This is a genomic window from Paenibacillus fonticola DSM 21315 (genome assembly GCF_000381905.1).
Classification (GTDB): Bacteria; Bacillota; Bacilli; order Paenibacillales; family Paenibacillaceae; genus Fontibacillus; species Fontibacillus fonticola.
In genome coordinates this window covers 225790-238492 of record NZ_KB907250.1, presented here as the reverse complement: position 1 = coordinate 238492, position 12703 = coordinate 225790, and the positions used below count along the sequence as shown (strand labels likewise).

General features: G+C 49.5%; 11 protein-coding genes. 1 reads left to right on the top strand and 10 read right to left on the bottom strand.

The window, feature by feature from the left end; all coding sequences use genetic code 11:
* Positions 1-659 precede the first annotated feature (659 nt).
* The 4 genes from G358_RS0108570 to gpr all read right to left on the bottom strand — a co-directional run bounded on the left by G358_RS0108570 (position 660) and on the right by gpr (position 4889).
* Complete coding sequence (locus tag G358_RS0108570; RefSeq protein WP_019636800.1) at positions 660-1721, bottom strand: LacI family DNA-binding transcriptional regulator; 1062 nt, start codon at positions 1719-1721, stop codon at positions 660-662.
* Positions 1722-1881: 160 nt separating this feature from the next.
* A complete protein-coding gene (locus G358_RS0108565) occupies positions 1882-2337 on the bottom strand; it encodes a hypothetical protein (RefSeq protein ID WP_019636799.1) in 456 nt (151 codons plus the stop codon).
* A gap of 25 nt (positions 2338-2362) precedes the next feature.
* Positions 2363-3661: a stage II sporulation protein P gene (locus tag G358_RS0108560; protein WP_019636798.1), complete on the bottom strand. Its 1299-nt coding sequence runs from the start codon at positions 3659-3661 to the stop codon at positions 2363-2365.
* Between the two features lie 214 nt (positions 3662-3875).
* Positions 3876-4889 carry a GPR endopeptidase gene (gene gpr / locus G358_RS0108555; RefSeq protein ID WP_019636797.1) on the bottom strand — a complete coding sequence of 338 codons (1014 nt, stop codon included), beginning with the start codon at positions 4887-4889 and terminating at the stop codon, positions 3876-3878.
* Between the two features lie 173 nt (positions 4890-5062).
* On the opposite strand from gpr, the gene rpsT reads away from it, so the two are divergent.
* A complete protein-coding gene (gene rpsT, locus G358_RS0108550) occupies positions 5063-5335 on the top strand; it encodes a 30S ribosomal protein S20 (protein ID WP_019636796.1) in 273 nt (90 codons plus the stop codon).
* A gap of 102 nt (positions 5336-5437) precedes the next feature.
* Here rpsT and holA read toward each other — a convergent pair whose 3' ends face one another.
* The 6 genes from holA to G358_RS0108520 form a co-directional block, all read right to left on the bottom strand.
* On the bottom strand, positions 5438-6457 hold the full coding sequence (holA, locus tag G358_RS0108545) for a DNA polymerase III subunit delta (protein WP_019636795.1): 1020 nt from the start codon (positions 6455-6457) through the stop codon (positions 5438-5440).
* A gap of 344 nt (positions 6458-6801) precedes the next feature.
* Positions 6802-8007 carry a zf-HC2 domain-containing protein gene (locus G358_RS0108540; RefSeq protein WP_019636794.1) on the bottom strand — a complete coding sequence of 402 codons (1206 nt, stop codon included), beginning with the start codon at positions 8005-8007 and terminating at the stop codon, positions 6802-6804.
* Positions 8004-8552, bottom strand: a complete 549-nt coding sequence (locus G358_RS0108535; protein ID WP_019636793.1) for an RNA polymerase sigma factor — start codon at positions 8550-8552, stop codon at positions 8004-8006. Before G358_RS0108535 ends, G358_RS0108540 begins: the two co-directional genes overlap by 4 nt.
* Positions 8553-8709: 157 nt before the next feature.
* The gene (locus tag G358_RS29680; protein WP_019636792.1) at positions 8710-11331 is read right to left on the bottom strand and encodes a DNA internalization-related competence protein ComEC/Rec2; all 2622 of its coding nucleotides are present in this window, start codon (positions 11329-11331) and stop codon (positions 8710-8712) included.
* Positions 11332-11482: 151 nt separating this feature from the next.
* Positions 11483-12001 (bottom strand): deoxycytidylate deaminase, encoded by a 519-nt coding sequence (locus G358_RS0108525; protein WP_019636791.1) that lies wholly within the window; start codon positions 11999-12001, stop codon positions 11483-11485.
* Between the two features lie 14 nt (positions 12002-12015).
* Positions 12016-12633, bottom strand: coding sequence for a ComEA family DNA-binding protein (locus G358_RS0108520; RefSeq protein WP_019636790.1), 618 nt, complete (start codon positions 12631-12633; stop codon positions 12016-12018).
* Positions 12634-12703 lie beyond the last annotated feature (70 nt).

Here is a 12703-nt window from a genome sequence, read left to right as displayed (position 1 = left end):
GCCGCCGAATGTGGAATGCTCCCGTAATAGCGAGGGGCTTCCCCGGTTGAATCCGCAATGGCCACCGAAATTTTTTCTTTGGATACATCTAAACCGACGAATTTTGTGATAGACTGCATAGTATCAGCTCTCCTTTGCTATGTAGCTCTGAAATGGTTGGTCTTTCCACTTTCCATTTTAACCTACGAGATGTAGCAATGTGGAGGGCTGTCTTTTGTTTACGTTCATCATAGCTAGAATCAAACAACAGTCGCTGATAGCGAAATCTAATCTTTGTAAGATCCCTCCACCCGCATAATGAACTGCACCCCTAATGTTAGACACCATCTAACATCTTGGGGGTGCAGTTCAATAGCGGGTGGTTTTTTATTTCCCGCGTTTCACGCACTCAACTGGCTAAAAGCCTGAATAAAAACACCTCGCCCGCGGCCCGCGGCGAGGTTTGTTTTTGCTGCGACGTCCTCCATTTTTTTGGGAAAATAAGCCTGTACATCTTGCGCATAGGGAGCAGTGCGTCGGTGCGGATCCGGGGCATGCTGGGGTGTCTGTAGGCGAGGATGGCAGCTAGGGAATAGCGCGGCGCAGCATAGCTTACAGCCGCGGCCCAGCATTGCTTGCAGCCGCAGTCCAGCATAATTTCTAGCCGCGCTTGTGTCCACTTATTCCCGTGGCTTTGAAGCGGAATGACGGTACAAAAGCTCAGCGGATATGAGCCATTTTTCCACCGCTCTATTCGAATCGGCCAGCCGGTCCAGCAGCTTGGTTACCGCCCGCCTTCCCAACTGCTCCTTGGCCACATTCACCGTGGTGATCTGCGGCTCGGCCCGTGCGGCATCATCGATATTGTCAAACCCGGTAACCGAGACCTCTTCCGGCACGCGAAGGCCTAATTTTTGCAAAATTCTAACCGTATGAATCGCGATCAAATCATTGGCGCACACTAATGCAGTCGGCAATGACTTTGTTTGCTTTCTCGTCAGAAGCCAATTCTCCAACGCCTCGTCGAACCCCCCGGTTTCAATGCTGTCCAGAAGCAGCATCCCGTCCTTGTGCGGCTGTACGCCGAGATCGTTTTCTTCCAAAGCACTTCTGAAGCCTAGCCACCTGTCTTGAAAACTGCGGGAAAAATTTACGTTGCCCAAAAAATAAAGTTCCCTATGACCTAGTCCAATCAAGTAATTAACCATCCGGTACATCCCATCGACATTGTTGGCAAAAATCGTATCGGAAGGGATTAATGGATCCTCATGATCAACGAGCACCATCGGCAAACCGCTTCGATGAACTTCCAGCAACAGGCTGCTTGCGATTTGCCCGACTCCGATCATTCCCAGAATTCCCTCAGGATTAATGATGTTCATCATCACGTCGGTTCGCGGTTCCGACACGATAATCATGCCGAGATTCTGGTCTTCCAGCTCGTCAGATATCCCTTCAAGTACTTTGCCCCAATAAAGGGACTCTTTGTTCTGCGAACGTATATTCGGCATAAGAACAAGCACGGATTGCTTCCCAGCGGGAATCGCCACCGTGCTTGCGGCCGATCTTATATTTTTGACGTAGCCGTTTTTCTGATTGAAATAACCAAGCTGAGATGCTGCCTGAATAACTCGCTCCTTCGTCATTTCATTCACTCCGCCTTTACCGGAAAGCGCCCTGGAAACGACAAACTTGGAAACGCCAAGATGATCAGCAATTTGCTGCATCGTTACTTTCTTCAATGATTATTACCTCCGGACATCCACATAAAGTTTACTTGTATAAATCGGTCACTTGAATTCCTTCGATCATAACAAATATAACTTTATTATAACAAATTAATCCCGATCCATAAAACTTCATTTTTTTGCATCAGAACCAGGCTAGCCGCATGCACCTTGGCTATTCATCCGAAGTAAAAAGCGAGGCGATCCAATAGATGCCGCGTTTGGATACCTGCTGCAGCAAGTTGGCCGTTTTGTCAGCAATACGATCAACAGAGGCCTGCTCCGGGACGGGCAGCAGCAAGCGATCGGGTGTCAGCAGCTGCTCGGGAGCGGGCGGCTGAAATGACGTCCACCCCGACAGCTCATCATAGGCAGGACTGCTGACCGGCGAGGACAGCGCCCCTTCCTGAGTAGCGGGCATCGGCCTTGCCGCATCCCCCCGCTGCGCTCCATTCCATGAAGCGTCAGTATCTCCCTCGTAAACCTGATTCGCCGGCTGCTGTATCCCTCCCCCTCCGGAAACAGGCCCGCTAATCCGGCTTGCTCCAGTTTCGGCCAACTGCATGCCGAGCGTCACTCCGGCTATAAGGATAATTCCATAAAATAATGATTTTCTCATCGCTTTTGCCAACCTTCGCTCCCCCTTCCAATTTGCTTCAGCCGGAATGATTGCCCGCTGCAGCCTGCTGCTGTCCTCCACCCTGTTTCATCTGGCCTTTTGTAAGAGATCCCGCCTTTTCCGCCTGTTGGCCTTCCCAATAAATATCCGCGATAATTCCCGCTAATACTCCCGCTGTACGCTCCAGTTCTTCCTTGGTGTTATCGATTCCGCCGATTTCAATCAGAACACTCCGAGGCGAGAGGGATTGGTTATATTCGCCGTTGCCTTGTGATGCAGTTTTGCCCCAAATCCCGCGTGATATTCCGGGATGAGACTTCTCTAACCGCTCATGAATGGAGCTGGCAAAAGCCTCATTTTCCCGCCAACTTTCATTTCCATGCCCTATGATGAAATAGACCTGCGCATAGGAAACGCCGTCAATGCTAGTCGTGGTCTTGTCATGCCGCTGAGAATCCCGGTGAATATCTATGAAATATTCCAGTTTACCGTTTTGGGACATCGCTTCCTTTACAGTTTGCCTTGAATACTTGTAGGAGTAATTGTAGCTGTAGTTTTGTACCGTGGCTGCGTAATTTTCATAGGCGTGCAATGCAGCAACACCTCTATGTTCAAGCTCCTTGGCCAAAGCGTCCCCAACCAGTCCTACGCTTAACGTCTTCTGAGCAGAGCTAGGGTTTGAAATATCTGTACCGAGGAGCGGATTAAACGATTCCTGGGGATGCGAGTGATAGACCATAACGATATTTTTGTATCCCGGGGCGATCGGGTGCGTATCTGGTTTGTTGGCGGAATCGGGCGCTGTCGGTGTTGCCGGTGTAATCGGGACTTGATCGGGCTCACCGCCGTCCCCCGGCTCGGGATGATCGGGGCTGCTTCCGTCTGCGCCAGCTCCAGGGCGATAATCCTCTGGAGCCTGAACGGTTGTATTTCCCGAACCCGTACGAAGCAGTATCGGACTGTCCGCCCCAAGGCCCGGTACTTCCCGGGCAACGAGACTTTTAGGATCAGACGGATTCACATCCGTAAGCAGCTGAAATACAAAATTCGTCATTTGCTTTCCGGAAAAAGCGCTCATCTCCTTTTCCGGCACCATATGAGGCAATTCCATTCCAAGCATGCTGATAAAAAATCGGCTGGATAACGAGGAGGCCAATCCTTTCATGGAGGATACGGGGGAAGTGTTCAGTTGCTTTTCCGCAATGCCGGCCACCCCGAGCAATATAAAAAATACGATAGACAAAAACAACAACAGCAAAAAAGTTTGTCCCATTGCGAGCACGCGTATCAGATTCCGTCTCCATTGAGCCACATTCCAAGTTCTGAATCCTTTCATTTCTGCAAAGCCCTCCTTCAGCCGAAGTAAGTGAAGTTCGTCTTAAAGATTTATTCAAATCTATGAACCTATTCGGCAAAGTAGAACTCTCATTCTCACAAAAAAATAAAATTCGCTAGATTTACCAGCTTCATAGGCTTTTAACGAAAGAAAACCGTGTGTAAATCACAAGAAGCCCGCTGCCTGAAAACAGGAGCGGGCCATTGTGTTTACGTTAGTGGGTGTGGGCGGCAACGTTATCTTTGTCTACCGCTTGATGCAGAGAGATATTCAGTCCGCTGGCGATAACATTGGCAATGTCCTCAATAAACTCGTCAATCTCCTTCGGAGTCACGATGAGATCATGCCCTAGCGGCTCCAGCACTTCTCTAACCAGTCCTAATCTTTCCCCTTCATTCAAATCTGTCAGCAATCCCATGATGCGCTTCGTAGTTCCCTCGCCTACACTGCCCTCTCCATTAAAATGCGAGATCATCATATCGAACACATTATTCACAATGGTTGACGCATAGCACACGGTCGGAACGCCTATAGCAATGCACGGAATGCCCATAATTTCTTTCGTCAATCCTTTACGCTTATTCCCTATGCCTGAACCCGGGTGAATGCCGATATCCGCAATTTGGATCGTCGTATTGATCCGTTCTAACGATCTGGAAGCCAGGGCGTCGATCGCAACAATGACATCCGGCTTGGTCCGGTCTACGATGCCCTGTACAATTTCGCTGGACTCGATACCGGTGATGCCGAGAACCCCGGGAGCGATGGCGCTGACTTCCCGGTACCCCGGCGCTACTTGATCAGGCGTAAGTTCAAAATAATGCCGGGTCACGATCGCATTTTCTACAACAAGCGGCCCTAGTGCATCGGGGGTTACGTTCCAATTGCCCAAGCCGACAATTAATATGGTGGCGTTTGCGGGGATCCCTATTTTCTGCAGAAAATGATCGAACTCTTTGGAAAACGCTGCGGATACCCTCTCCTGAAGCTCACTGTCATGGCTGCGCAGGCCCGGCACCTCCAGAGTGACGTAATGCCCCTTTAGCCGGCCTAATTGCCGTGCAGCCTGTTCATTGTTCACATCCAGCCGTGTAATTTTAATGCCATCCTGTTCCGTAACTTCTTCATCCACACCAGATACCGGTCCGCCGTGAATCGTTTCCGCAAGCTCTTTAGACTCCACTGCCAAATCGGTACGTACGGAATACTGCCGTAAATCCAAATTCATGTCAGAAAGACCTCCCTTTCCATTGTCTCCTTATATTGTGCGGGAGGATGCTAGACATTATGCAAGCGTCTTTTCTTTATGATGAATTTATTGCATTTTACTTTGCTGCGTGATAAAATATTTTAAGTTGTGAATCATCTGGGATGATATTTGCTTTACAGGAGGTGAATGCAATGCCAAACATTAAATCCGCTATTAAACGTGTGAAAACTAACGACAAACGCCGTGCGTTGAACGCTTCGCAAAAGTCCGCTCTGCGTACTGCTGTTAAAGCTGCCGACACCGCTCTGGCAAACAATGAAGTAGAAGCAGCTAAAACTGCTTTTGCTGCAGCTGCTAAAAAATTGGACAAAGCCGTTACTAAAGGTCTGGTCCACAAAAACGCTGCTGCCCGTAAGAAATCCCGCTTGGCTAAAAAATTAAACGCCCTTACCGCTCAAGCGTAAGCGCCGTTATTTATAAACTTAAGCTCAAAGAAACCTGAACAAATGATGTTCAGGTTTTTTTGGCGCAATGGCGGGCTTTTCCCGGCGGATTGATGAGCAGAGCTATGCGCCCAGCTTCAGCAAAAAAAGCTCCAGGCCGAGCACTTTGTCAATGCCGCCGCTCTTCATTTTATAATCCAGCTGGGCCAGCTCGGACAGCACTTCACGCAGCTTGGCTGTGTCAAATCGCCGAGCCTGGTCCCCGGCAATCTTCACCGCATACGGATGAAGCCCAAGCTGTGAAGCCATTTGCTGCTGCGAGTAGCTTTGCCGGCCCAATTCCTTTACTTGCAGCATAATCCGGAATTGGCGCGCGATCAGCGCGGCAATTTTAATCGGCTCTTCACGCTGTTTCAGCAGCTCATAAAAAATATTCAGCGCCTGCTCCAGCTTAAGCCCGGCAATGAACTCCACCATGGCAAAAACATTTTGCTCCGTGCTTCGCACCACTAGCTGATCAACGGCCCCCTGATCAATTACTCCGCCAGATCCGGCATACAGACACAGCTTGTCCAGCTCGATAGCCAGCACAGACATCTGGACACCGCTGGCGGCAATTAACGATTCCGCTACCTCACCGCTGATGCGGCAGCCTCTTTTCTCCGCTTGTTTGACAACCCACTGCACGAGTTCCCCCGCGCCAAGCGGCATAAACGAGAGCACTGTCCCTGAAGCTTTAATGGCCTTTACGATCTTCTTCCGCTCGTCAAGCTTCTCTCCCTGAACGACGAATACAATGACACTGTATTCGGCTGGATTGGCCATATAAGCGGTTAACGATTCCAGCTTATGCTCTATTTTTCCGCCGTCCCTCCCCGCCGTAAACAACGCCGCATCCTTGACCACGATCAGCTTGCGCGGCACGAGAAACGGCAAAGTCTCTGCTTCTTCGACCACCGCCTCAATTGGCGTTTCGGCCAAATCGAAGGCAGCGAAGGCAAAGTCGCGCTGCTCCTCGTCGACGACATGCTTCTCAAGTAAAGCGATGAATTCGTTGATTTGGTATTTTTCCGTCCCGTAACATACATATAAAGGGGATATACGCCCCTGCTTGATTTCCTTGACCGCCGTTTTAATATCCACTCGGCTTCCCCTCTCATCTCACCAGTAATCCTCGGCAGCGGCGATGCTTGATTCGTCGTGCCATTCAAGTTCATTACATAATACTATGATACTTTGAAATACGGGTTTCGTCCAAATGCAGTTCCCTGCCCCAAGATCAAGCTGACTTATACCGTAGCACAAACAAAAGGACCTCAGCCGTCAGGCCGTCAGGTCCCTTTGTCCCGGAGCATCTATATAAACGCGGGCTGAAAAGCTCTAGAAACTTTCCCGCCGGCGGTCATACGACGATCAGGGTCTTTCATTTCTCTATATTTCTCTTATATATATATAACCTATTCCATATCTCTTGAAATTGTGCTTGATTACTGATTTTGAGACGAATTTTCCGCGTCTGTGGATGATTTGGCCTCTAAAGAATGCTTCGTTATAGAGCCGGCATCCTCTGCCTCATAGGTGAATTTGGTGCCGTCGCTCGACCATTCTCCTTTAACCCATGCGCCCTTCACCTGTTGATCAGCAATAAGCTGCTGTTCCCCGCCGTTCACTTTATAAATATACAAATGATCGCCCTGCAGTATCGCAAGATGCATGCCGTCGGGGGAATTCCATTCCTCGTAAGCTGTCATATTTGTAATGCCATATTGCTGGGCAGGTGCCAGGGATTGCGATTCTGGCTGCATCATTTCCATGTTGTTGCCTCTAGCTTCCCCATCGTTTGTTGAATCACTTCGCCGCGGCTCGTCTTGAACCGGACTGTTTTGTGCGGGCTCGTTCACCTGCCTGTCAGTCTCCGTATCGTTCATAGAACCTGCTGGCCCCGAATCTGCCGTATCCTCAGCCGGTGCAGCCTCGCGGGCATCGGATGAAGAACCCTCCTTGTTCACATCCTGGCCGGCAGCCGCCTTCTCTCTATTAATATTATTATCGGCAGCAGAAGATGACTTATCCTTTCCGGTCGTACCTTCTCCAGCTTCTGCATCCCTTAATTTTGAACCTGCATTCGCATCTGCCTCATCCCCAACCTGAGAGGAATTCTCCGCCTCCCCATTGAAACTTCTCATTATAAGCCCGCTCTCTGTCGACTCTACATCCGTGTCCGCGCTGTTATTAGACATTGATATATCGGCATTAGGAACCGTTCGTGGTTCATATTGCGTAATAAAAATCCCCAATATGACAGCTGCCGCTACCGTGCCGAGCACACCTGTACGAATGTTGCGGTGGCGCTTCGTCGCCTGCTTCTCGCGCCGGCTGCGAATACTCCGGGAATTCGCTGCGGCAGACGGTGCTATCATCTCAATAAGGCTATCCTGCTCCGCTGCGCTTCCTCCTTCCAAACGCGCCCGGTCGATCTCATCGAGCTGAGGGATAATCTGGTCCACAAGGCTATAGCGGGGTGTGACATCCGGAAGCTCGCTCAGTTTAAGCGAAAGCTCGTTCAGCAATTCAAATTTATAGGCGCAGTCGCTGCAGCTGCTAATATGCTCCAGCAATAGCGGAGTTTCTTCATCATTCAAATCATGGTCTATATATCGATGCATCCATTCCACCGCCTCCGGGCAATTCATCCTGACACACCACCTTTCTGATAATCTTGGAGTAAGTGCTGAAGCTGCTGCCTCGCCCTGAATAAATAGGATTTCACCGTATTGAGCGGCAAATTCAAGCTCTCAGCAATTTCGTTATATGAAAAATCCTGCAAATATCTTAAAACAACGACAGAACGATGATGCTCGGGAAGCTGATCAATCGCCTCACGGATATCCTGCGCGATATAGCCCGACATCACTTCACGCTCAACATTATCTTTCCCTTCAAACACGATCTCGTGCTCCTCAATGGATACCGTCGGCTTATTCCTTCTGAACTTATCAATACAAATATTCGTTACAATTCGCTGTACCCAGGTTTTAAATTGGGCCTTCTCCTCATAAGAATTAATCTTAGTATAAATTCGTATCAGTGCTTCCTGTGCAGCATCATGCGCATCCTGTTCATTATTCAAAATATAATAGGCTGTACGATACACTTGATTTTCAATTTCACGCAATAGGGTGATTAGAGCGTCGCGATCGCCCGTTTGAGCGGCTCTGATGAGTTCCTGCTCCACCACAAAGGCTCCCCCTTCCTTGCAACCTTACAGACGATATCGACTGGCGATATGTTGCAATGTTGTTACTATTATTTATTGGAAAATTTAGTAGCAAGGTCTTGATGATACCCGGCTCATGTCAAATCTCACCTAAGAATACCAAAAAAATTAGGACCCGTCATCCAGAAGTAGACAACATGAACCGGGCGCGAAGGTTACCGTCTAGCACCTCTATCTGCACTTCCCCCTGCTGATCCGTCCGAAAAATATGACTTCCGGAGGATTCCAATCGCTCTACGACTGTCGGGTGAGGGTGACCGTAAATGTTCGATGCTCCCGCCGAAATAACAACTGACGCAGGTTGCCAATATTCCAGCCACTCCAATGAGGTTGAGGTTTTACTTCCGTGATGCGCAACTTTCATAACATCGACCGTCTGCTGCCGCTGTAAATCAACCCCTTCCAGCACCTGCTGCTCGGCTGCTTCATCCATGTCCCCTGTAAATAAAAAGGTTGCTCCAGCCATAGACAGAGTGAACACGACCGATTCATGATTTTGCTCCTGAATATAGGGAATTTCACGGTGACCGGACTCCTGAAACTCCGGAGACAGAAATTGCATGACCGTCGATGAATCTATCTTTAGACGCATTCCTTGCCCTGCTGCATATATCGGAATTTGTTTGCTTACAGCTGTTGACATTAGCTTGTCTATCGTTGCGGAGCCGCTCAATGTTCCATTCATAAGCAGAGCACCGATCGGAAACTGCTCGAGCACGGCCTGTAGTCCTCCGGCATGATCCTGATCACCATGCGTAACAATTACTGCATCCAAGCGATTGATTCCGCGCTTCTTCAATAACGGGACGACGATCTTCGCCCCAACCTCAAACGGGTCTCTCCTATTTCTCCAAGTGTCCTCTTGTTTACGAAATGATACGGTGCCCCCTCCGTCCACAAGAATATTTTTCCCTTCCGGTGTCGTAATAAGCGTGCAATCTCCCTGACCTACGTCGATAAATTGCACATGTCCCCTCCCTCTCACATTTAAAGGCTGATATCCTAAATATAATTGCACAAGCAGCAACCCTGCAAGCGCTGCGGACAAAAGCTGTTGCGGGCGAACAGGAGCAGCACTCGCAGATGCCTGCAGCCCGTCAAGCGGCATCGTATCATCATTGGCCGAAAGGGCGGCTTGCCGCATAATTCTGCTGCGGTGCCTCAGGGAGAGCAACAAATAAAAAGCACAGTAAAATACGATAATCCATAAAATTGACGGAGATTTCCAGTAGGTCATAAATCCACTGCGGCCGTTTAGCCATTCCGTCACGATAAAGGTAGCTTCGTTCAAGAGGCGTACAGGATAAGCCAGCCATGTTCCTAACCGCAAGGAGAGAGCGCTAAGGAGCAATGCAGCTGTACCCGCAGGAAGAGTAATCATGCCGATCAGCGGGACAAGCAGCATGTTAGCCGCTAAGGACAGCAGCGAAAATTGATTGAAATAATAAATCGTCAAAGGAAAGGAGACGATTTGTGCGGCGATCGTAATCGCAGCAGCACCGGACAGTTTTGCAGGCAGCCAGCTGAGATAAGGCAGCAGCAGCGGGACGAACAAGATCAAGCCTGCCGTTACAATAAAAGAAAGCTGAAAGCTGACATTCAGCAAATAATAAGGCTCCCATAACAGCATGAGCAGCGCCACGGCACAAAGGACGTTTAATCCATCTTTAAGCAAGCCCCGGCTAACTAAATATATACCGATCATCGTCATGAATCCTGACCGGATGACAGATGGTGAAAATCCTGTAATTAGCACATACAGCGGAACAAAGCAAAACACAATGCGCAGCGAGGTTTCCCGGGTTACCCGGCATAAGCGCAATAGGCTAAAAATTAAGCTGACATTAATCGCAACATGACTGCCGGAAATAGCCAAAATATGCGTTAAACCGAGTTGGGAGAACTGAGCGTATTTGTCAGGCTCCAGTTCGCTGGCGTAGCCGATCAGTAATCCTTTCATGTAACCCGCCTGCCATTCGGGGAACAGCTGCTCTATACGATTTCCCAGCATCCCTCGAGCGGCATCCACCTTGCCGAGCCATAAGGCCGGACTAAATTCATGGCTGGCCGCAACCTCTACAGAGGAGGCGCCTGCCGCTTTCAATATCCAGTGAATCCGTTGATTTCGCAAATAGTTGCGGTAATCAAATCCGCCGAAGTTCCGGGCGATCCCCGGACGTTCCAGACTCCCTCTTGCCTCGATCTGCCAGCCTCTCTGCCATGTCTTAGCGATCTGTATCTCCTCTATTGAAGCGAGCCGCACCTGAACAGCCAGCCTTTCGCCGCGGACTTCATCAAACACCCGTTCAGCCGTTTCAATACCATCCGTTACGCCTTCTTCGCTAGCAACCGACACATCATCCAGACCATCCAGACGAAGCGTGAAATCTGCCCGGTCCCCATCTATTTCAACCGCGGAAATTAAAGTCCCTTTAACCAGTACCTGCACGTCTTCAGAGAGGGGGCCATTTCCGGAGCGGCTGCTGTCCACAGCCAAAATTTCGGCCAGCCTGCTCTCATTTCTAGCATCAGTCAAAGACCAATAAACGGCTCCGCAAGTAAATATAAGCCAAAATATAAGCAGCTTCTTCCATGGACAGCGGATAAGCAATCCCAGCAAGGGGATCATCAGCGACACTCCTGTCCACAGCAGCCAAAAAACAGTTCCTTTGTATAGGCAGGACAAGCTGCTGCCGGCAATCCAGCAGCAAACAGCATGAACCAACGGCCTGCGGGTCATAAAGGCTCTCCTTTTCTATGGAAATTTAAATCCATCTATGCGCTGCAAAAAAAGAACCTCCTCTGCAGCAGCAGACGAGGTTCTTCCTTCATCTCTTTACCTATAACTATTTGCTTGCTTCATAGAGCCAGCATTTTCCGCTTTACCCGCTCTAATCTTCCACCCGTCCATCCGTCTCTTTCGGAGGCTGGTATGATTCCAAACGCCGAAAGGCAATTCCCTTCTGACTCATCATTGCGGCAACTTTATCCGTATCCTTTGGATAGGGGCGATGATAAATAATTTCGGTAATCCCGCTGTTTGCGAGCATGTTAGCGCAAGTCCAGCATGGTTCGTCCGTTACATATACGCTGGACCCTTCACGGTCGATTCTGTCGGTAAACAATAACAGGTTCTGCTCAGCATGAATCGTTCGAACACAGCGCTGTTTTTTGACCATCGTTTCCTGTCCATCAACGGCCACAACCTCATATTCCTCGGCAATCATGCATCCCGCCTCCGAGCAGTCCGATACTCCGGATGGTGCACCGTTATAGGCCGTCCCCAGCAGCTTCTTGCCTTGCACAAGCACGGCGCCCACATGCCGGCGGTTGCAGCGCGACCTTGTCGACACCATATAAGCGATATCCATGAAATACGTATCCCAATCTTTGCGAGTATCTGGACTCATTCCTTAGTCTCCTCTTACAGTTTGATATAAGGCTTCATTTTCTGGAACACTTTATCACCGATTCCCTTCACCTTCTTCAAATCGCTTAGAGATATAAAGGAACCCTGCTTGTTCCGATAATCAACAATCGCCTGCGCCTTCTTCTCGCCGATGCCTGGAATCTTTTGAAGCTGGACGTAATCAGCTGTATTTATACTAATCAGGCCATCCTGTTCCGATGGAACGGAAGAAGGCTGCGCAAATGCCGCAGCTCCACTGCCGTTGCTGGACGCAGCATCAGGGTTCACCGTCCCTGACGCCATTTCAGCAGTTCGTTCCCCCGAGCCTGCTTCGCTTCCGGGAGCAGCCTCTGCCTCAGTCATTGCGGCAGTATTCTCTGTTTCAGCAGTGTTTACAGCGGTAGTCTCTGCTTCAGTATTTTTTGCTTCAGCGCTCTTTACTGAAGCAGTTCCTTCTGCTGACGCAAGTCCCTCGTCCTTCATCCCTTTACTGTCCAAAGCGGCCATCATCTCGCCGTTGACCGGAACCCAGCCTTCGATACCGGCAGATCGGCTTCCGCCTATAGTCAAGAGCATCAAAGCTGCTCCGATGACCGCAGACACCACTGAAACCATCACATATTCCCGCTTCATGCCAGCTACCACTCCAATCTCAAAAGAATCTGTCCAAAAAGTCATGAAGATCCATTCAAGATGCATACAT